This is a genomic window from Mycobacterium sp. 852002-51152_SCH6134967, assembly GCF_001667105.1.
Taxonomy (GTDB): Bacteria; Actinomycetota; Actinomycetes; order Mycobacteriales; family Mycobacteriaceae; genus Mycobacterium; species Mycobacterium neumannii_A.
Window position 1 is genome coordinate 267,976 of sequence record NZ_LZIK01000068.1, and the last position, 20,660, is coordinate 288,635.

General features: G+C 67.2%; 21 protein-coding genes. 10 read left to right on the top strand and 11 right to left on the bottom strand.

Features of this window, described 5'->3' with window-relative positions:
• Positions 1-2 precede the first annotated feature (2 nt).
• The 4 genes from rpsM to A5790_RS22400 all read right to left on the bottom strand — a co-directional run bounded on the left by rpsM (position 3) and on the right by A5790_RS22400 (position 2,389).
• The gene (rpsM, locus tag A5790_RS22390) at positions 3-377 is read right to left on the bottom strand and encodes a 30S ribosomal protein S13 (protein ID WP_066849389.1); all 375 of its coding nucleotides are present in this window, start codon (positions 375-377) and stop codon (positions 3-5) included.
• Between the two features lie 221 nt (positions 378-598).
• Positions 599-712, bottom strand: coding sequence for a 50S ribosomal protein L36 (gene rpmJ, locus A5790_RS25590; RefSeq protein WP_003879483.1), 114 nt, complete (start codon positions 710-712; stop codon positions 599-601).
• 37 nt (positions 713-749) lie between these two features.
• Entirely contained in the window at positions 750-971 is a 222-nt protein-coding gene (gene infA, locus A5790_RS22395) for a translation initiation factor IF-1 (protein WP_003418601.1), read from the bottom strand.
• Positions 972-1,186: 215 nt separating this feature from the next.
• On the bottom strand, positions 1,187-2,389 hold the full coding sequence (locus A5790_RS22400) for a S9 family peptidase (RefSeq protein ID WP_156656495.1): 1,203 nt from the start codon (positions 2,387-2,389) through the stop codon (positions 1,187-1,189).
• A gap of 692 nt (positions 2,390-3,081) precedes the next feature.
• Here A5790_RS22400 and A5790_RS22410 point away from each other — a divergent pair.
• The 7 genes from A5790_RS22410 to mmsB all read left to right on the top strand — a co-directional run bounded on the left by A5790_RS22410 (position 3,082) and on the right by mmsB (position 11,680).
• Positions 3,082-4,749, top strand: a complete 1,668-nt coding sequence (locus A5790_RS22410; RefSeq protein WP_066849393.1) for an FAD-dependent oxidoreductase — start codon at positions 3,082-3,084, stop codon at positions 4,747-4,749.
• Positions 4,749-6,242 (top strand): ATP-binding protein, encoded by a 1,494-nt coding sequence (locus tag A5790_RS22415; RefSeq protein ID WP_066849396.1) that lies wholly within the window; start codon positions 4,749-4,751, stop codon positions 6,240-6,242. The genes A5790_RS22410 and A5790_RS22415 overlap by 1 nt, the downstream gene beginning before the upstream one ends.
• A gap of 38 nt (positions 6,243-6,280) precedes the next feature.
• Positions 6,281-7,126 (top strand): LLM class F420-dependent oxidoreductase, encoded by an 846-nt coding sequence (locus A5790_RS22420; RefSeq protein ID WP_066849398.1) that lies wholly within the window; start codon positions 6,281-6,283, stop codon positions 7,124-7,126.
• A gap of 22 nt (positions 7,127-7,148) precedes the next feature.
• The gene (locus tag A5790_RS22425) at positions 7,149-7,991 is read left to right on the top strand and encodes an LLM class F420-dependent oxidoreductase (protein WP_066849400.1); all 843 of its coding nucleotides are present in this window, start codon (positions 7,149-7,151) and stop codon (positions 7,989-7,991) included.
• 93 nt (positions 7,992-8,084) lie between these two features.
• Positions 8,085-9,605 (top strand): CoA-acylating methylmalonate-semialdehyde dehydrogenase, encoded by a 1,521-nt coding sequence (locus A5790_RS22430; RefSeq protein WP_066849820.1) that lies wholly within the window; start codon positions 8,085-8,087, stop codon positions 9,603-9,605.
• Positions 9,606-9,625: 20 nt separating this feature from the next.
• On the top strand, positions 9,626-10,792 hold the full coding sequence (locus A5790_RS22435) for an acyl-CoA dehydrogenase family protein (RefSeq protein ID WP_066849404.1): 1,167 nt from the start codon (positions 9,626-9,628) through the stop codon (positions 10,790-10,792).
• Between the two features lie 12 nt (positions 10,793-10,804).
• Entirely contained in the window at positions 10,805-11,680 is an 876-nt protein-coding gene (gene mmsB / locus A5790_RS22440) for a 3-hydroxyisobutyrate dehydrogenase (RefSeq protein WP_066849407.1), read from the top strand.
• 7 nt (positions 11,681-11,687) lie between these two features.
• Here mmsB and A5790_RS22445 read toward each other — a convergent pair whose 3' ends face one another.
• Genes A5790_RS22445 through A5790_RS22455 form a run of 3 tightly spaced genes read right to left on the bottom strand, consistent with a single transcriptional unit; the run spans position 11,688 to position 14,493 of the window.
• Positions 11,688-12,383: a nitroreductase family protein gene (locus A5790_RS22445; RefSeq protein ID WP_066849410.1), complete on the bottom strand. Its 696-nt coding sequence runs from the start codon at positions 12,381-12,383 to the stop codon at positions 11,688-11,690.
• A gap of 12 nt (positions 12,384-12,395) precedes the next feature.
• Positions 12,396-13,625: a serine hydrolase domain-containing protein gene (locus A5790_RS22450; RefSeq protein ID WP_066849413.1), complete on the bottom strand. Its 1,230-nt coding sequence runs from the start codon at positions 13,623-13,625 to the stop codon at positions 12,396-12,398.
• A 55-nt stretch (positions 13,626-13,680) separates the two neighbouring features.
• A complete protein-coding gene (locus tag A5790_RS22455) occupies positions 13,681-14,493 on the bottom strand; it encodes an HAD family hydrolase (protein WP_066849416.1) in 813 nt (270 codons plus the stop codon).
• A 125-nt stretch (positions 14,494-14,618) separates the two neighbouring features.
• Here A5790_RS22455 and A5790_RS22460 point away from each other — a divergent pair, with 125 nt between their 5' ends.
• A complete protein-coding gene (locus tag A5790_RS22460; protein ID WP_066849419.1) occupies positions 14,619-15,281 on the top strand; it encodes a response regulator transcription factor in 663 nt (220 codons plus the stop codon).
• The gene (locus tag A5790_RS22465) at positions 15,278-16,516 is read left to right on the top strand and encodes a GAF domain-containing sensor histidine kinase (protein WP_066849422.1); all 1,239 of its coding nucleotides are present in this window, start codon (positions 15,278-15,280) and stop codon (positions 16,514-16,516) included. The genes A5790_RS22460 and A5790_RS22465 overlap by 4 nt, the downstream gene beginning before the upstream one ends.
• Before the next feature lie 7 nt (positions 16,517-16,523).
• Here A5790_RS22465 and A5790_RS22470 read toward each other — a convergent pair whose 3' ends face one another.
• The gene (locus A5790_RS22470) at positions 16,524-17,000 is read right to left on the bottom strand and encodes a MarR family winged helix-turn-helix transcriptional regulator (protein ID WP_066849423.1); all 477 of its coding nucleotides are present in this window, start codon (positions 16,998-17,000) and stop codon (positions 16,524-16,526) included.
• Between the two features lie 88 nt (positions 17,001-17,088).
• Between A5790_RS22470 and A5790_RS22475 the strand changes: the two genes are divergently transcribed.
• A complete protein-coding gene (locus tag A5790_RS22475; RefSeq protein WP_231987868.1) occupies positions 17,089-18,045 on the top strand; it encodes an NmrA/HSCARG family protein in 957 nt (318 codons plus the stop codon).
• A 16-nt stretch (positions 18,046-18,061) separates the two neighbouring features.
• Here the strand turns inward: A5790_RS22475 and A5790_RS22480 are convergent, their stop codons facing one another.
• From A5790_RS22480 to A5790_RS22490, 3 genes are read right to left on the bottom strand one after another with little or no spacing between them, the layout of a single operon-like run.
• Entirely contained in the window at positions 18,062-18,574 is a 513-nt protein-coding gene (locus A5790_RS22480; RefSeq protein ID WP_066849427.1) for a MarR family transcriptional regulator, read from the bottom strand.
• A 39-nt stretch (positions 18,575-18,613) separates the two neighbouring features.
• Complete coding sequence (locus A5790_RS22485; RefSeq protein WP_066849823.1) at positions 18,614-19,648, bottom strand: histidinol-phosphate transaminase; 1,035 nt, start codon at positions 19,646-19,648, stop codon at positions 18,614-18,616.
• Positions 19,648-20,658: a 3-oxoacyl-ACP synthase III family protein gene (locus tag A5790_RS22490; RefSeq protein ID WP_066849428.1), complete on the bottom strand. Its 1,011-nt coding sequence runs from the start codon at positions 20,656-20,658 to the stop codon at positions 19,648-19,650. Before A5790_RS22490 ends, A5790_RS22485 begins: the two co-directional genes overlap by 1 nt.
• Between the last annotated feature and the right edge of the window lie 2 nt (positions 20,659-20,660).

Below are 20,660 nucleotides of genomic sequence, written 5' to 3' on the forward strand. Positions count from 1 at the left end.
GATTACCTGGCCTTCTTCTTGCCGGCGATGGTGCGCTTGGGCCCCTTGCGGGTGCGCGCGTTGGTCTTGGTCCGCTGGCCGCGCACCGGAAGCCCACGGCGGTGCCGCAGACCCTGGTAGCAGCCGATCTCGATCTTGCGGCGGATGTCGGCCTGCACCTCGCGGCGCAGATCGCCCTCCACCTTGATGTTGGCTTCGATGTAGTCGCGCAGCTGGGTCACCTGATCATCGGTCAGGTCCTTGGTGCGCAGATCCCGGCTGATGCCGGTGGCGTCCAGAATCTCCTGGGAGCGGGTGCGGCCGACGCCGTAGATATAGGTCAGGGCGATCTCCATGCGCTTATCGCGCGGGAGGTCGACGCCCACGAGACGTGCCATCAGGCGGTGTTCCTTCTTCTATGCGGAGGTCTTGTCCCAGTCCGTTCCCTCATGTGGGGTCCGGCCTCCGTGCCGGACGTGACGAGCGGCGCTGATACGTCTTTTTGGCGCTGACGCGCCGGGCAGCTCAGTGGTACTGGGGTTTCGTCATTCAGTTGTGTCTGGACGAGCGGAAGCGGAAGCTCACTTGTTTGCTCTTCGCGCAAGCGCTCATCGGCGCCTCAGCCTTGTCTCTGCTTGTGGCGTGGATCAGAGCAGATCACCATGACCCGCCCATGCCGGCGGATCACCCTGCACTTATCGCAAATGGGCTTGACGCTCGGGTTCACCTTCACGGCTCGTTCGATCCTGTTCTTCTGGAGTGTCTGTTTTTTACTTGTACCGGTAAACGATGCGGCCCCGGGACAGGTCGTAGGGAGACAACTCCACCACGACGCGGTCCTCGGGCAGGATGCGGATGTAGTGCTGCCGCATCTTGCCGCTGATGTGGGCAAGGACCTTGTGTCCGTTCTCCAGCTCAATGCGGAACATCGCATTGGGCAGGGGTTCGACCACGCGACCCTCGACCTCTATGGCACCGTCTTTCTTGGCCATTGTTTTTCGGAGATCCTCCGTGTCCTGATCGTTGGCGCCTTCCCGCCGCGAGCGGCGGATACTGCTTGCGGCGCAGCATTTGCTCCGACTACAGAACGTGAGCCAGTAGCCAGAAATTCCTGAACAGGGCACGCAAAGAGTCGGCGCGATCACCGCACCGTTGATCCATGGTACTCGCCCACCGGCCGCGCCCAAAATCGCGACGGAGGGCTCCGTCAACCCGTCGCCGTCTCGGGCCGGTCCGGTTCTGCGTCACTGCCGCGGACCAGGCCCGATTGCACCAGCGCGGCCGTGACGAACCGGTGCACGGGCCGGGACCTGAAGAAGCCGGTGTGCCCGCCGCGGTACCACTGGATATCGGGACGGCCCCAGTGCTCCCACAGCCGGTCGATCTGCTCGCGAGGGTGGACCACCTGGTCGGCGATGCCCGCGTAGATGAAGCGCCCGCCCATCGGGACCTGTGGCGGCAACGACAGCGGCGAGATCATCCGGCCCAGCGGGGCGGCCAGCCTGATCGTCTCCATGCGCGGATCGTCGCTGTCCATGCCGGAGTGCCGCGCCAAAAGCCCGACCAGGTCTGCGACCGGCACGCCCAGCACCGCGCATTCCAGGTCGTCGTCGAGGCTGGCCACCAACGCCGCGATGAAACCGCCCAACGACAGGCCGTACACGCCGATCGACGCTTTTGGCTGCTGCCGGCGGATCCACGACAGCAGGCTGCGGACGTCCCACACCGCCTGCGCGGTGGCGTGGATGTCGTCGAGGACGTCCTCGCCGGGGAACACCGCACCCTTCGGCAGCCCCTTGGCGCGCGGACCGTGCATCGGCAGCACCGGCATCACGACGTTGAGACCCAACTCCTCATGCAGGTACCAGGCGCGGAAGATCGCCAGGTCGATCGCCGCCCGCCCCATCTCGGTGCCGTGGACACACACCAGCCACGGCCGCGGTTCGGGGTGGCGCAGCAGCAGACCGTAGCCGCGGGAGACGGCGCCATAACCCAGCCAGCGGTCGGCGCCCGGTTCGGCCGCGTCCGGCCGGTACCCGCTGGTCCAGCGCAACCGGTGATAGGAGCGGTTGCGGCGACGCACCGGTGAGACGTCCAAGTCGCTGGGCGGCCCCGGCGCGGCGAAGAACGCCGCCGGATCGTCGAGGCATCCACGCTCTCCGTAGAAGTCCAGCGCCGCGACCACTTCACCGTGGATCCGCTCGAACGCCCGCGGATCGCTGAGCGGACGCCGCGCTCGCAGCCCGAGCAGCACCACTTCATCACGAAACGCCTCGGCGGCCAACGCGACCGTCGGCCGCACGGTCGGCGTTTGATCGCGGCCGTCATGGAGGTAGTCACGCCACGAGCGCGCGTAGTAACCGCCAGTTCTCGTCAGCGGTTGCACCGCATTGCGCAGCGGCGCCTGTATCCGCGGCACGGTGGGGCGGTGCGGAGTCCGTGCGTCGTTGTCGGCGCCGATGCCGATGTCGTCTGTTCCCACACCTCCGACAGTAGCCACGCGGTCGTCGTACCCGTAGTGCCATTGGTCACCTGTCAAAGCGTGCAATCGCGCTGAGGCTGAGCCGGATTCGGTGCAGGCCGCCCAGCCCCAAGTGGCGCTCACCACTGTGCAGGACAAATGTGGCGGCCCTTATACACGACCTACCTCGTTCTGCCGCTTCGTCTGGCGCATAGGTGACCTCGGTGCCTGGCCATCGCCGGTGGCCGGTTGTCCGATGAGAAGTGGTCAACGGCAGTGAAAACCGGATCACAACTCGTGCTGGTGTCACCGACAGACTTCGGGCGGCTGAAACGGGGCGAGAAGACCTCGGGCTGTTGGTCATTCGCGCTCCGCCGAGAAATGGGACGGACGCACCTTGTGGTGCGCGGCAGCGGCGGCGCGGTGGGGCATTCCTGGTTCGACATACCGCATTTCGTGGTGGAGCAGAAGATGATGCGGGGCATAGCACAGCGCGCCCCGCGGACCCGCGGGCGGGAGATCACCGAAGCGCTCAACCGGCACCCGTCAGGAAGGCGTTCTCGTCGACTCGGGAAGGTTTCGCAGAGCACCTGATTGCTGACCCCCATATCGGCTGGACGTTGGGCGCATACTTGTACGCGATGACCGGCCCCTCGCCCCAGCCTCGTAAACCCGTCATTTTGAGCGTCGATGACGATCCGGCGGTGTCGCGCGCCGTCGCCCGAGATCTGCGCCGCCACTATGGCGAGGCCTTTCGCGTCGTGCGCGCCGAGAACGGCCCCGATGCCCTCGCGACGCTCAACGAACTCAAGCTGCGCGGTGAGACCGTCGCGGTGTTCGTCGCCGACTACCGGATGCCGCAGATGAGCGGGATCGAGTTCCTCGAAGAGGCGATGGACATCTTCCCGATGGCCCGCCGCGTGCTGCTGACCGCATATGCCGACACGCACGCCGCGATCGACGCGATCAACGTCGTCGACCTTGATCATTACCTGCTCAAACCGTGGGACCCGCCGCAGGAGAAGCTCTATCCGGTGATCGACGCGCTGATCGAAGCCTGGCGCGAGACCGGCGACCGGGCGATCCCGCACACCAAGATCATCGGGCACCCGTGGAACGCTCGCTCGTCGGAGGTTCGCGAGTTCCTCGCCCGCAATCGGCTCTACTACACGTGGTTTCGCGCCGACGAACCCAAGGGCAGGCAGTTGCTCGACGCCGCGGGCCTCGACGGGCTGACGCTTCCGGTGGTGGTCACCGAACAGGGCGAGACGCTCGTCGGGCCGGACGACGCCGAACTCGGCGCGACGCTCGGCTTGTCGATCACGCCCTCGGAGGACTTCTACGATCTGGTCGTCATCGGTGGCGGCCCCGCGGGTCTGGCCGCGGCGGTCTACGGCGCCTCCGAGGGCCTCAAGACGGTCCTCATCGAGCGCACGGCCACGGGTGGGCAGGCCGGGCAGAGCTCACGGATCGAGAACTACCTCGGCTTTCCCGACGGCCTCTCGGGGTCTCAGCTCGCCGAGCGGGCCCGCAGACAAGCCGAGAAGTTCGAAGCCGAGCTCATCACGACGGCCGAGGTCAGCGCGCTCGAGATCGACGGCAACGCCCGCACCGTCCACCTGTCCGACGGCCGATCGATCGGGACGCGGGCGGTGATCCTGGCGATGGGCGTGGAGTACCGGCAGCTGCCCGCCGAGGGCTGCGCCGATTTCACCGGCGCGGGCGTCTACTACGGAGCCACCTCGTCGGTGGCCGCCGAATGCGAGGACGAGGAGGTCTTCGTCATCGGCGGCGCCAACTCCGCAGGACAGGCCGCGATGTTCCTGTCGCGAACCGCGAAGAAGGTGAGCATCGTCTGTCGCCGCACCCTTGAGGATTCGATGTCCTACTACCTGATTCAGCAGATCAGGGCGACCGACAACATCCGCGAACTTCCGCACACCGCGGTGCACAAGGTCGAAGGAAACGGCCACCTGGAACGCATCTGCCTGGAGAACCTGAACACCGGTGAGCGCGAGGAACACACGTGCGGCCGCATGTTCATCTTCATCGGGGCCGAACCGCGCACCGACTGGGTGGAACAGGCGGGTATCGCCCGCGACGACCACGGATTCATCCTCGCCGGGCCCGATCTGCGTAACGTGGCCGGCTGGACGCTGGACCGTCCGCCGCACCACCTGGAAACAAGCGTGCCCGGTGTGTTTGTTGCAGGAGATGTGCGTTCGGAATCCGCCAAGAGGGTGGCGGCCGCCGTCGGCGAAGGGTCGATGGCGGTGATGTTGGTGCACCGATACCTGGCGGAGGCGTGATGGGTGACAACGAGAACCAGTGCATACCCGACGAACTGCGGTCGCTGTTCCTGTTCGAGGCGCTCACCGACCGGCAACTACAGGTTCTGTGCGACAACGGCCACATCGCCACGTTCGAACCCGGTCCCGTGTGCACCGAGGGCGACCCGGCAACCTGCTTCTACGTGTTGCTCGACGGTGAACTGGTGATGTCGAAGCGCTCGGGCGGCGTGGACATCCAAACCAATCGCACGTCCCAGCGCGGGGTGTACTGCGGCGCGTGGTCGGCCTACGTCCCCGACGAAGAGCACCTCTATGAAGCCTCGGTCCGCGTCACGATGCCGTCGCGCTTCTTTGTGCTCGACGCCGAGGCGTTCGCCAAGTTCATGCAGGCGGAGTTCCCGATGGCCGTGCACCTGCTCGAGGGGCACCGCGTCGGCGGCCGGCGCCAGAGCCAGATCCTCGGCCAGCGCGAGAAGCTGCTCGCACTGGGCACGATCACCGCCGGCCTGACCCATCAGCTCAACAACCCGGCGGCGGCCGCCGCACGCGCGGTGGCGGACCTTCGCGAGGGCGTCGGCAAGATGCGCTACAAGCTGGCGATGCTGGCCGACGGCAAGTTCACCCCGGAAGCGTTGCGGGTGCTCGTACGGATCCAGGACGAGGTCGCCGAGCAGGTCGCCAAGTCCAAGGCGCAGGAACTCACCGCGCTCGAGTTGTCCGACCGGGAAGAGCACATCGGCGACTGGCTGGAGGGCCGCGGCATCGCCAGCGCCTGGGACTACGCACCGACGTTCGTGGAGGCGGGTCTGGACCTCGACTGGCTCGAACGCGTGCAGGCCTCGATCGATGACGTCGACTGCTCGGCGACGCTGCAAAGCGCATTGGGCTGGTTGAAGTACACGATCGACGCCGAACTACGGATGAACGAGATCGCCGACGCCAGCAAGCGGATCTCGGCGCTGTTGGCCGGTGCCAAGCAGTACTCCCAGATGGACCGCAGCGAGTATCAGGCCGCCAACGTCCACGAGCTGATCCACAGCACGATCAAGACCATCTTCGGCGACAAGGTAGGTAAGGACAAACCAGTCGCGCTGGTGTGGGAGAAGGACACCACACTGCCTCAATTGATGTGCTACCCAGGCGATCTCAACGAGGTCTGGACCAACATCATCGACAACGCGATCCAGGCGATGAACTATGAGGGCACGCTGACGATCCGCACATCGCGTAAGAACGACGAGATGGTCCGCGTCGAGATCTGCGACGACGGCCAAGGCATCGCCGAGAAGAACATCGACCGCATCTTCACACCGTTCTTCACCACCAAGCCGTTCGGTCAGGGCACCGGTCTGGGGCTCGATCTCGCCCGGCGCATCGTCGTCGAGAAGCACCACGGCGACATCCGGGTCAAGTCCGCGCCCGGCGATACCCGGTTCATCATCGATCTACCGTTAGTTGCGCCGGCCCCCGAGGCGCCGACTCCGACGGAACTTCCCGTCGCAGCCGGATAGCCGGAATATCCCTTGGACACCGAGAAGTTGGAGCGACCATGACGAAACCCGATCTCGGCAGGTACGGCGCGTTCGGCCATTACTCCATGTGGCAGAAGCTGAGCCCGGAGCAGCTGCGGGCCATCGAAGACCTCGGCTACGGGGCGATCTGGGCGGGCGGTTCCCCTGCGGCCGAATTGTCCTGGGTGGAACCGATTCTCGAGGCGACGAACACACTCAAACTGGCGACCGGCATCGTCAACATCTGGACCGCGGACGCCGAGCCCGTCAGCGAGTCCTTCCACCGCATCGAGAAGACCCATCCGGGACGCTTTGTACTGGGTATCGGCGTCGGCCACCCCGAAGCCCACACCGAATATCAGAAGCCGTACGACGCGCTCGTCGCCTACCTCGACAAGCTCGACGAGTACGGAGTGCCGAAGGACAGAAGGGTGGTCGCCGCGCTCGGTCCGCGGGTGCTCAAGCTGTCCGCGCAGCGCGCCGCCGGGCCGCACCCCTACCTGACGACGCCGGAACACACCGCCGAGGCGCGCAAGCTGATCGGCCCGGATGCGTTCATCGCGCCCGAACACAAAGTGGTGCCGACCACTGATGCCGAGAGTGCCCGCGCGGTCGGCCGCAAGGCGCTCGACATCTATCTCAACCTGACGAACTATCTCAACAGCTGGAAGCGTCTCGGATTCACCGACGACGAGGTCGCGAAGCCGGGCAGCGACCGGCTTGTCGATGCCGTGGTGGCGTATGGCACCGTCGACGCCATAGCCGAACGGCTCAACGAGCATCTCGAAGCGGGCGCCGACCACGTGCCCGTGCAGATGCTCACCGGACCGGACAAGCTGGTGGACGCGTTGGCTCAATTGGCGGGTCCGCTCGGATTGAAGTGACGTCACCACCGAAGGGATCCGTATGACTGAGCTCAAGCCCAATTTCGGCCGCTACGGCGTATGGACGTTCGGCGTCCCGAAACCCGAACAGGCCGTGGAGATCGAGAAGCTCGGCTACGGCGCGGTGTGGATCGGCGGATCGCCTGCCGGCAACCTGGAATACGTCGAGCCGATCCTCGAGCGCACTGAGAACCTTCAGGTCGCGACCGGGATCATCAACGTGTGGACGGCGCCCGCCGGCGAGGTCGCCGACGCCTACCACCGCGTCGAGGACGCGTATCCGGGCCGCTTCCTGCTGGGCATCGGTATCGGTCACCCCGAGCACACCGAGGAGTACCGCAAACCGTATGACGTGCTCGTCGAGTACCTGGACGCGCTGGACGCCAAGAAGGTGCCGACGAGCCGGCGGGTGATCGCGGCGCTGGGGCCGAAGGTGCTCAAGCTGGCAGCGCAGCGCAGTGCCGGGGCGCATCCGTACCTGACCACCCCGCAGCACACTGGGGAAGCGCGAAACCTGCTGGGGCCCACGGTGTTCATCGCGCCCGAGCACAAGGTCGTGTTGGCCAGGGACGCCGAGGCCTCCCGCGAGATCGGTAGGCAGACAGTCGATTTCTACCTCAACCTGTCGAACTACCTGAACAACTGGAAACGTTTGGGCTTCACCGAGGACGACGTCGCCAAGCCCGGCAGCGACCGGCTGATCGACGCGCTCGTCGCCCACGGCACGCCCGACGCCATCGCCGCTCGGCTCAACGAGCACCTGGAGTCCGGCGCCGATCATGTCGCGATCCAGGTGCTCGGCGGATGGGACGTGTTGATCCCCACGCTGACCGAATTGGCCGGGCCGCTCGGTTTGAAGGGCTGACAAACCCGCCCAAACCCGCCTCCGCGGCGCTCTTGCGTCGCGCGCCACCGCATTACTAGGATATCCAACTATCTAGTAGTGAGGGGCACGTTCATGACCACCCAGGTTCCGCATTTCATTGACGGTAAGCGCACCAATGGCCAGTCGGGCCGCACCGGCGACGTCTTCAACCCCAGCACGGGTGAGGTGCAAGCGCAGGTCGTGATGGCATCGGCCGCCGACGTCGACGTGGCGGTCACGGGTGCGGCCGAGGCGCAGAAGTCGTGGGCGGCATGGAACCCGCAACGCCGGGCCCGCGTGCTGATGAAGTTCATCGAGCTGGTCAACCAGAACGCTGACGAGCTCGCCCAACTGCTGTCTCTCGAGCACGGCAAGACCCACGCCGACTCCCTCGGCGACATCCAGCGCGGCCTCGAGGTCATCGAGTTCAGCGTCGGCATCCCGCACCTGCTCAAGGGTGAGTTCACCGAGGGCGCGGGACCGGGTATCGACGTGTACTCGCTGCGCCAGCCGCTCGGCGTCGTCGCGGGCATCACCCCGTTCAACTTCCCGGCGATGATCCCGCTATGGAAAGCGGGCCCCGCGTTGGCGTGCGGCAACGCGTTCATCCTCAAGCCGTCCGAGCGGGACCCGTCGGTGCCGGTCCGGCTGGCCGAACTGTTCCTCGAGGCGGGCCTGCCCCCCGGCGTCTTCCAGGTTGTGCACGGTGACAAGGAAGCCGTCGACGCCATCCTCGAACACCCGGCGATCCAGGCCGTCGGCTTCGTCGGCAGCTCCGATATCGCGCAGTACATTTACGCGGGCGCGACGGCCAACGGTAAGCGCGCGCAGTGCTTCGGCGGCGCGAAGAACCACATGATCGTGATGCCCGATGCCGACCTCGACCAGGCCGTCGACGCGCTGATCGGCGCCGGCTACGGCAGTGCGGGCGAGCGCTGCATGGCGATCAGCGTCGCGGTTCCTGTTGGCGATGAGACCGCAGATCGCTTGCGCGCCCGGCTCGTCGAGCGGATCAACAACCTGCGGGTGGGCCACAGCCTGGACCCGAAGGCCGATTACGGGCCGCTGGTGACCGAGGCGGCGCTGCAGCGGGTGCGCGGCTACATCGACGCCGGCGTCGAGGCGGGCGCCGAGATCGTCGTCGACGGCCGCGAACGCGCCAGCGACGAACTGCAGTTCGGCGACGACAGCCTGGAAAACGGCTGGTTCATCGGCCCCACCCTGTTCGACCACGTCACCACCGACATGCCGATCTACACCGACGAGATCTTCGGGCCGGTGCTGTGCATTGTGCGCGCGAAGGACTACGAGGAGGCGCTGGCGCTGCCCTCGGAGCACGAGTACGGCAACGGCGTGGCGATCTTCACCCGCGACGGCGACGCGGCCCGCGACTTCGTGTCACGCGTGCAGGTCGGCATGGTGGGCGTCAACGTGCCGATCCCGGTTCCGGTGGCCTACCACACCTTCGGCGGTTGGAAGCGGTCCGGTTTCGGGGACCTCAACCAGCACGGTCCACATTCGATCCTGTTCTACACCAAGACGAAGACCGTCACGCAGCGGTGGCCGTCGGGCATCAAGGACGGCGCCGAGTTCGTCCTGCCGACCATGAAGTAGCGCACGAGAACACCGGCAGCATGGACTATTTCGGGCTCGACGACGACGAGCGCGTGATCGCCGAGACGGCGGCCGCGTTCGCCGAGAAGCGGCTCGCGCCGTTCGCGTTGGAGTGGGACCGCACGCACCACTTCCCCACCGATGTGCTGCGCGAGGCCGCCGAGCTCGGAATGGCGGCGGTGTACTGCAACGAGGACGTCGGTGGCAGCGGGTTGCGCAGGCTCGACGGCGTGCGGATCTTCGAACAGCTCGCGACGGCGGATCCGACGGTGGCGGCGTTCCTGTCCATCCACAACATGTGCACGTGGATGGTCGACACCTACGGCACGCCCGAACAACGCAAGAGCTGGGTGCCGCGGCTGGCGTCGATGGAGTCGATCGCCAGCTACTGCCTGACCGAGCCCGGTGCGGGGTCCGATGCGAGTGCGTTGCGCACCAGGGCCGTCCGGGACGGTGACCACTACGTCCTCGACGGGGTCAAGCAGTTCATCTCCGGCGCCGGGTCCTCGGACGTGTACGTGGTGATGGCGCGCACCGGCGGAGAGGGCCCGCGGGGCATCTCGACCTTCCTCGTCGAGAAGGACGCTGCTGGACTGACTTTCGGGGCCGACGAAGAGAAGATGGGCTGGCACGCCCAGCCAACAGCCCAGGTGATCTTCGAAGGCGTCCGCGTACCCGCCGATGCGATGTTGGGCGGTGCCGACGGCGAGGGCACCGGCTTCGGGATCGCGATGAACGGGCTCAACGGCGGCCGGATCAACATCGCGGCGTGCTCGCTCGGCGGTGCGCAGGCCGCCTACGACAAGGCCGCCGCCTATGTCCGAGACCGCGAAGCGTTCGGCGGCCCACTTCTCGACGAGCCCACCATCCGGTTCACCCTGGCCGAGATGTCCACCGCGCTCGAGACCTCGCGAAACCTGTTGTGGCGCGCGGCGACCGCGCTGGACGAGAACCACCCCGACAAGGTCGAGCTGTGCGCGATGGCCAAGCTCTACGTCACCGATGCCTGCTACACGGTCGCCGACCAGGCACTGCAGTTGCACGGTGGCTACGGCTACCTAAACGAGTACGGGTTGGAGAAGATCGTCCGGGACCTGCGCGTACACCGGATCCTCGAGGGAACCAACGAAATCATGCGGGTGGTCATCGGGCGGTCGCAGGCCGCCAAGGTGCGGGCGTCCGCTTAGGAGAGGTCATCGATGACGACGATCGCGTTCTTGGGGTTGGGCAACATGGGCGGGCCGATGGCGGCGAACCTGGTTGCCGCCGGCCAGACGGTCCGCGGGTTCGACCCCCAGCCGACGCTGAAATCGGCCGCGGCCGACAAGGGCGTGTCGGTTTTCGACAGCGGCGCTGAGGCGGTCGGCGAGGCCGAGGTCGTGATCACCTCGCTGCCCAACGGCGACATCGTGAAAGCGTGCTACGCCGAAGTGCTCCCCGCGGCCAAGGACAACGCGCTGTTCATCGACACCTCCACAATCTCTGTCGACGACGCGCGCAGCATTCATCAGCAGGCCCTCGAGCGTGGCTTCGCGCAACTCGACGCCCCGGTGTCGGGCGGGGTGAAGGGTGCCACCGCGGGCACGCTGGCGTTCATGGTCGGCGGCGAGGACGAAGCGGTGGAACGCGCCCGGCCTGTGCTCGAACCGTTGGCGGGCAAGATCATTCACTGCGGCGCCTCCGGTACCGGCCAGGCCGCCAAACTGTGCAACAACATGGTGCTCGCGGTCCAGCAGATCGCGATCGGCGAGGCATTCGTGCTCGCCGAGAAGCTGGGCCTGCCGGCGCAGTCGCTGTTCGACGTGATCACCGGGGCCACCGGCAACTGCTGGTCGGTGCACACGAATTGTCCTGTCCCGGGACCGGTTCCGACGTCGCCGGCCAACAACGACTTCAAACCCGGTTTCGCGACCGCGTTGATGAACAAGGATCTCGGCCTCGCCATGGCCGCGGTCGAGTCGACCGGTTCGAACGCCCCGCTGGGCAGCCACGCCGCGGAGATCTACAAGAAGTTCGCCGCCGACCATGCCGACAAGGACTTCAGCGCGGTGATCGAGGCGCTGCGGGGCAACTGACCCGGCGTCACCGAGCGTCGGCGTCGACCCAGGCGCGCTCGCCGTACGTGTCCAGGTGCGCGACCTGTCCGGCCGGCTTGCGCGTCGTCGGTCCGTACCGGCCACGCGGCCAGCCCAGGGGCACGACGCAGATGGGTGTCACGGTCAGCGGCAGGCCCAGGGTTCGCCGGGCCGATGTCACGCTCCACAGCGGCAGGGTGATCAGCGACGCACCAAGCCCCATCGCGCGTGCAGCCAGCAGCAGATTCTGCACGCTGGGGTAGATCGACCCGAAGAACGACGACTCGCCGACGAACGGCGACGGCATGTACGGCAGCCGTGAACCGCCGCGCAGACACGGTACGACGAGGACCGGGATCTCACTGAAATGGTCGACCTGCCACTGCACGGCCCGCAGGATCTTTTGCATCGATTCGTCGCCGGCGGCCAGACGCCGGCCTATCCCGCCGTACAGCGACCAGGCCTGCCGATAACGCTTGCCGAGCTGGTCTTTGACGGCCTGGTCCTTCACCACGATGAACTCCCAGTTCTGCCCGTTGGATCCGGTGGGAGCCCGCAGCGCCAGCTCGATGCACTTCAGCACGACAGCGTCGTCGACGGGGTCGGGTAGGACGCGGCGGACGGCACGCTGGGTCATCATCGCCTCGACCAGCGGCATGCCGAGGCGGGCGAGCGCTTCTTCGGCGGTGGGGATGTCGGTCATGGGTCGAAACTACTAGCGTTGCGGCCGGGCGCCGAGGACATCGCGAAACAATGCCTGCCGCAGCGCGAGTTCCCGCGGATCGCTGAACAGATGGAAGCCCATCTTGTTCATCACGTAGCCGTATCCGGTGCCGGTCTCCGGGTCGGCGAAGCCGAAAGACCCACCTGCGCCGGGCCATCCGAACGCCCTTCCCGACGACCCGAACACGAAGGTGGACGTCGGCTTGCCGAAGCCCAGCGAGTACGACACGTCGGTGTGCAGGATCCGGTCGCGCACGCCCTTGGTCGGTGCGACGGCCGGCGCCTCCAGCGCGACACGCACGGTATCGGCCAGGCCCAGCTTGGGCGCGCCGGTGGCCGCGGCGCCGTAGAGCTTGGCGACCGCCCTGGCCGTGGCCGTGCCGTTGACGGCGGGCATCTCGACGATGCGGAACTCGTCGCGGTTGAACGCCTCGGCGTCGACGGACCCCTGCGCGACGACGAACGCCCGCGCCACCAGGCTGGCCTTGTTCATCATCGACATCGCGAACCGGGGCGGCATCGTGTTCATGTGCAACAGCAGATCCCACCGGGTCAGCGCCTTCAGGCGCGCGACACGCTCACGGTCGACGGATTCGGGCAGGCCGATGAACAGGTCCAGGCCGAGGGGTGCGGCGATCTCGTCGGCGAAGAACCGGCCCAGCGTGCGCCGCGCGGGGTCGACCTGCCGGATCAACGCGGATTCGTACAGACCGAGGGTGACGGCGTGATACCCGTGCCGGGTGCCCGGAGGCCACGCCGGGGCCTGCTTCGCGATCCGCGCCGACACGACCTCTGGGTCGGCGAGCTCGGACAGCGTGAGCGGGGGCTCGACCGCCACCAGGCCGGCCTGGTGACCGAGCAACTGACGAACGGTGACGTCGGCCTTGCCCGCCTCCGTGAAGTCGGGCCAGTACTCGGCGACTCTTGTGTCGTAGTCCAGAAGCCCGCGCGAGACGGCGACCGCGACCGCAAGGGAGGCAACACCTTTCGTCGTCGAGAAGACATTGACAAGAGTATCGCCCTGCCACGGCGATCGCGTGGACGCGTCGCGGTAGCCGCCCCACAGGTCCACCACCTTGCGGCCGTCGCGGTACGCCGCCACCGCGGCCCCGATTTCGCGTCCGCTGCCCAGGTTGCGGCGGAATGCGTCGGCGACCTTCCCGTAGCCCTCGTCGACGTCGCCGCCGATCATGTCGGACGTGATTCGGGTCTTCTGAGCCATCGCGTGATGGTAGAGCCACCGCGCCGTCGGTGCGGTCGTTCGGCGAATGCTTCGGCTAGGCGGCCGTCTGCTTGCGGCCGCGCGACCAGTTGGCGTGCAGGCGCTGGCAATCGGCGAGGCGCAGCGGGCTGGCGCCACCGTAGTCGGGCCGCACCGCCACCGCGGCCGGGATGTCGGGGGTGCCCTCCCCCGTGATCACCAGCGTCGGCATCCCGGCGGCGTTGGCCGCCCGCAGCCCCGAGGCCGAGCCGGTGACGGCGAACGCGTCGTCGGCGGACAGCCCGAGCTCCCACAACGCGTGCCGGTGTGCCTCCGGATCGGGCATCGGCTTGACGACGTCCTCGGCGGAGACCACGACCTCGACAAGACCCTCGCCGACCAGTTGGCGCACCAGCGGCTCGGCCCAGCCGCGCTGACCGTTCACCACGACGGCCACCTGCACGCCGGCGCCGACGGCGTCCATCACGAAGTCGACCAACCCGGCGCGCGGAGACAGGTCGCGCTCGAGGATCAACTCGTCGAACAGCATGGTCTTGGTGGCGTAGATCTCGTCTGCCAGCAGCTTGGTGAGCACGTCGGCCTCGGTGGCCACGCACCGCTTGCGAAGCTCGGCGGCGACCCTCTGGCGCTCGTCGGTGAGCGCGAGCAGCTGTCGATAACGCGGCACCGACCACTGGAAATCCAGGCCGTGCGTCGCGAAGGCGGCGTTGTAGGCGACCCGGTGGCCGTCACATTCGATGTCGGTCAGCGCGTCGAGGTCGAACACCAGACCGCGCACGGCACAGCCGGAACCCGGCCCGGCACCAGGAGGAGAAGAGTCCCACCAGAATCGGCCCGCGCGCCACGTCGTCTCCTGCGTTGTCGGCATACGTAGAGCGTGGCCCCCATCACTCGCGACGTCCTCCCCCAATCGGGGGATCGACGGTGCCGCTTCGGCCCGCCGCACCCCGCCGACATGCTTCACCTGGGAAATGGCACCTCTAAGGTAGGTGCATGCCGAGCAGCCCACCGGTACGTCTTGTGCTGGTCGACGACCACGAAATGGTCATCGAGGGCCTCAAGGCCATGCTCGCGGCGTTCGCCGACCGGGTGCAGGTTGTCGGGCAGGCCGTCGGCGCCGAACGCGCGGCCGCGGTCATCGACGATCTTGATCCCGACATCGTGCTGTGCGATGTGCGGATGCAGGGTGCCAGCGGCCTGGACCTGTGCGCCGAACTGCGCGAACGCAACGCCGACCGCAAGATCGTCATGCTGTCGGTCTACGACGACGAGCAGTACCTGTTCCAGGCCCTTCGCGTCGGGGCGTCCGGATATCTACTCAAGAGCATCAGCAGCGACGAACTGGTGCGGCAGTTGGAGTTCGTCCACCGCGGCGAGACCGCGATCGACCCGGGCATGGCGGCCAGGGCCGTCGACACCGCAGCGCGGCTTCAGCGCGACGAGTTCTGGCCGGGCGCGCGCCAGGGGTTGACCCAGCGTGAGAGTGAGATCCTCTCGCTCGTCGTCAACGGGCTCTCCAACCGGGCGATCGCGGCCAAGCTGGTGATCGGGGACGAGACGGTCAAGACCCACCTCAGCTCGATCTACCGCAAGCTCGGTGTCAGCGACCGCACCGGCGCCGTCGCGACGGCCCTGCGCGAGGGAATCTTCAAGTGACCACGGAATCGGGTCCGTCGGACGCGGTGCGGGAGCTGAGCCAGTACGCGCTGGCCGCCGACCGCGAGCTGGCACTGCTGCGCGAACTGATCCAGGCCGCGTCCAAGGGTCCGGGTGTCGAACCGCTGGCCGCCGCGGCCGCGCGGATGATCACTGCGGCCACCGCCAGCGACGTGTGCTTCGTGCACGTCCTCGACGACAGCGACCGGTCACTCACGCTGGCCGGTGCCACACCGCCGTTCGACGCCGAGATAGGGAAGATCAGACTGCCTCTGGGCCAGGGCATCTCGGGTTGGGTCGCCAGCCACCGAGAGCCGGTGGTGATCACGCAGGACAAGGAGTCCGATCCGCGCTACATGCCGTTTCAGTCGCTGCGGGGCCGCGATTTCACGTCGATGGTGTCGGTGCCGATGGAGACCGACCCGGGCGGCCTTGTCGGCGTGCTGAACGTGCACACCGTGGAGCGCCGCGACTTCACCGAGCGCGACGTCGAGTTGCTCGTGGTGATCGGCAGGCTCATCGCAGGGGCCATGCACCAGGCCCGGCTGCACCGGCAGCTGGTGGCCCGCGAACGGGCCCACGAGAATTTCGTCGAGCAGGTGATAGAGGCTCAGGAGCTCGAACGGCGAAGGCTTGCAGGCGATATCCACGACGGTATCTCGCAGCGGCTGGTCACCTTGTCCTATCGGTTGGACGCCGCGACCCGATCCGACGAACCCGCGATCGTCGCCGAACAGCTCGGCAAGGCACGCGAGTTGGTCGACCTGACGCTGCAGGAGGCCCGCGCGGCGATCAGCGGGTTGCGCCCGCCGGTTCTCGACGACCTCGGACTGGCCGGCGGACTGGCCAGCCTCGCCCGATCGATACCGCAGATCGGCATCGAGGTGGATCTGGCCGAGCGCCGCCTCCCCGACCACATCGAGCTCGCGCTGTACCGCATCGCACAGGAGTGCCTGCAGAACGTCGTCAAACACGCCAAGGCCGCGTCGGCCCGGCTGACGTTCGCCGTCGACCCCGGCGACAGCGGCGACATCGCACGTCTCGAAATCGTCGATGACGGAGTGGGTTTCGATACCTTCGAACATCCGCTGGGCGGCGACGACATGGGCGGCTACGGCCTGCTGTCGATGGCCGAGCGCGCCGAGATCGTCGGCGGTCGGCTCAACATCCGGTCCCGCCCCGGGGCGGGGACGGCGGTGACGGCGACGATTCCGCTGCCGACCGTGCTGGAGTAGGCCCGCTTCACTCGAGGGTGCAGGCCTTCGCCAGGTGCTCCTCGATGCCGGTGATCACGTCTTCGGACGCTTCACGAAATGCCGCAAGGCGCTTCGGGCCGAGCACGTCGATGAACAGTTCGCGCACCCGTTCCGCGTTGGCCGGTGCGGACGCCTTGATCGCCGCGCGGCCGGTGTCGGTCAGCACGATGTCGGGGTAGCGACCGGTCGACTCCTCCCTGCGGATCAGGCCGCGCTTCTGCATCCGGGTCAGGTGGTGTGACAGCCGGGTCTTCTCCCAGTGGGTGGCTTTGCCGAGCTCGTACGCGCGCATCCGCCCCTTGGGTGCCTCCGACAGGTTGACCAAAATCTCGAAGTCGGAATCCGAGAGCCCGAACTCGCGCTGCAGATGCATCACCAGGTGACGCTCGAGCCTGTGCTGCATCGTCACGAATGCGCGCCAGGCGCCCAGTTCTTCCTCGGTCAGCCGCCCCTTACCAGCCATGGCGACGATCCTACCGGACCGGGTTGACATATCAACCCGACCGACTACCCTGGGTTGGGTTGACGTATCAACCTAGAAGGAGATGACCATGGCTCAGCATGTGATCACCGTTGTGGGAGCGACCGGCAAACAGGGCGGCGGACTGGCCCGAGCGATCCTCGCCGATCCGAGCGGGAAGTTCTCGGTCCGTGCAGTGACGCGCAACCCGCAGTCCACGCAGGCAAAGCGGCTTGCCGCAGCGGGCGCTGAAGTCGTCGAGGCCGACCTGTATGACGTCACGGGCATGCAGCGCGCCTTCGACGGAGCCGAGGCGGCGTTTGTTGTCACCAATTACTGGGCGGAGCGGACGGCAGAAGAGGAAGCGGTGCGCACCAGGGCGGAATCGGAGCTGTACCAAGCCGAAACGGCGGCGCGCGCGGCGAAGTCAGCGGACGTGGCGCACGTCATCTGGTCGACGTTGGAGGACACCCGGGACCACTTCGGCGACGACGCACGGGTGCCGACGGTCGAGGGACGGTACAAGGTGCCGCACTTCGACGCGAAGGCAGAGGCCGACGCCCTCTTCGCCGAACACCGCGTGCCCACGACGTTTCTCCGGACAGCCGGGTTCTACGAGGGGTTCCTCTCCGACCTGCAACCGGTCCGCGATCCGGACGGGCACCTAGTGCTGACGCTGCCGATGGCGGACCGGCCGATGGCGGCGATCGCCGTCGGTGACATCGGCCGAACCGCACTCGGCATCTTCAAGCGAGGTCCGGAGTTCATCGGCCAGACCGTGAGCATCGCCGGTGACCACTTGACCGGCGAGGAGTTCGCCGCCGAACTCTCGAGGCTGCACGGCGAACCGGTGGCTTATCGACCGCAGTCCTGGGATGAGCTGCGCGCCATGGACTTCCCCGGCGCTATCGAGATGGGCAACATGTTCCAGTTCTACGCCGAGGACTCCGAACGGTTCACCGCTGCGCGCGATCTGGCGTTCGTACGGACGCTGAACCCCGATCTGTTATCCTTCCGCGACTGGGTGGCGCGGCAGAACGCGGCATGACCAGCACAGACCGGACCTAGAAGTCCCCGGAGTTGCGGCGCAGCGTCTGGATCGAATCGGCAAGGGCCCGCGACTCGGCGCTTGACATTCCGATGTCGGCGAAGACCTCGTTGTTCAACGTCACCGTGGCGTCCTCGACCGTCGAGCGGCCGAGGTCGGTGATCTGAACCAGCGTGGTGCGCCCGTCGGTCGGATGGGGAATCCGCTCGACGAGACCGTCGCCCTCCAGTCGCCGGATCGCGTGCGTGACGCTGGTGACGTGCACCTGCAGCCGATCGGAGGCCTTGGTGATCGGCAGCGCGCCGTTGCGGGTGAACGCCAACAGCCTCAGCAACTCGAACCGCGAAAAGCTCAGATCGTAGGGTCGAAGTGCGCTTTCGACGCGCGCCAGCAGGATCTGGTGTGCCCGCATCACCGATGTCACGGCGACCATGCCGTCGGCGACCTCGCCCCACCCGCAGCGCTCCCAGTTGGCCCGCGCGAGCGCGATCGGGTCATGGTCATCCTGCCGCGACGGTTGGGGGGCCACGCCTCTTCATACCGCATCGATCGGCGCGGTCAGCAGATTTCAGCGCATGGCCTGGGCGACCGCGGCCACCACAGCGCGGGTGGATCTGCGGTCTCCCACGGTGATGCGCACGCCACCGTCGGCGTACTGGCGGACACGCACTCCGTTCGTCTCGAAGATCTGCCCCCAGCCACGGCCACAGTCCGGCACGTAGACGAAGTTGGCGTTGCTCTCGGTGCTGTACACCCCCATGGACCGCAGCCGCATGCGCAGGTGTCGACGCTCGCTGGTGATCATCCGGATGCGTTGACACAGCTCGGCTTCCGCGTCAAACGACGCCGCGACCGCAACGAGTGCGGTGATCGCGACACCAAAAGGCAGTTGCATGCTCCACAGCCTGCGGGCCAGCTGCGGGGCGCAGAAGCCGTACCCGATCCGGAGTCCGGCCAACCCGTAGGCCTTCGAAAACGTCCGCAGCACCACCACATTGGGGTGCCGCGCGACCAATCCGACGGCGTCCATGCGGCACTCCGGCGCCAGGAACTCCGCGTAGGCCTCGTCGAGAAGGACCACCGTCTCCGGCGACAGGCGCCGAAGGAACCGCTCGAGTTCGGCGCCGTGCTCGACTGTGCCGGTCGGGTTGTGCGGACGGCACACCACCACGACCTTGGCACCGGTCGCGGCCGACGCCATCGCGTCGAGATCGTGGTGACCGTGCGCGTCCAGGGCAACGGGGACCGATTCCAGCCGCGCCATCTGCGCGAAGATCGGATATCCGTCGAACGTCGGCGTGGCCATGACGATTCGATCGCCAGGATCCGTCACCGCATGCAACACCTGCATGATCACACCGGTGGCGCCGGCCCCGACCACGACCTGCTCGTCGCACAGGCCCGTGTGTCCGGCGATCAGCGAGCGCAGCCGCTCTGGCAGGTACTCCGGATACCGGTTGGCCGCCTCGATCGAGGCGCTCAGCGCCGAACGCACGGACGGCAGTGGCGGGAAGGGATTCTCGTTGAGCGACAGCGCCATCGGGTCCAATGAGGTGGGTAGCGCGCCGAGCGCCTCCGCTCCCCTGTGCATCGGTTCGGACATCAGCCGCGGCCGCCCCACCGCACTGCGGCCGCCCCGGCGAAATCACCGGCGTGGGCGAACGCCGCCATCAACACGACCTCCCCCGGTTGGAGTCTTCCGCTGTCGATCGCACGATCGAGGTTGACCGGAATACCCGCGGCGAACAGGTTGCCGCACTGGTCGAAGGTGTCGACGTGACGCTCGGGCGGGAGTTCGAGCGCTTCTCGCCAGTTGCGCAAGAACACCCGGTTCGGCTGGTTGGTGACGAGCAGATTTAGATCGGGGGGCTTGATCCCGATGCGGTCGCATACCGCGTACGACACCTCGGGAACCTGCCGGTTGCCTCGCGCCAGCACCTTGGTGATCTTGCTTTCGGTGAAACCGATGTAGCCCTCCCCCGGACCCGGCTGCCACCACTTGCGCGGCGGGTCGGACGCGATCGTCATATCGCCGGCGAACTCGCCGTAGGTACGACATTCGACGTCGAGGATCGGTGACTGCTCCGACACCGCCACCAGGCCGACGGCCGCGCCGTCGCCCGGCACCGATGCCTGCGCCTTGCGCCGCACCTGCGGTTGGTCGAAGACCTGACCGGCGGCGTTCTGCGCGACGGCGACCAGCGCCGTGCGTCCCGCGCCGGAGGACAGCAGCTGCCGCGCCACCTGCAGCCCGAACACGAACGCCGCGCAGCCGCCGTTGTGCAGATCGAGCACCCATGTCGGCTTCATACCGAGTCGGTGCGCCATGGCGCCGCCGCCACCGTAGAACGGGACGTCGGGCATCTGCGTGTGGGTGATCAGGACGTCGGCGCCGGCGACGGCGTCCTGGCCGTGACGCTCGATCAGGCCGGCGGCCGCCCGCTCGACCATGTCGACGGCGGTCTCGTCGGGCGCGACGTGATGGCGGAATCTGGGGGCGCGGAACATCATGCTGTCCCGCAGATCGTCGGATTCGGCGAACTGCGCATAGTATTCGGCGCCGATCGGCTCACCGGGCAGGTACGTCGATACGTCCAGAAGGCTGACGGTCATAC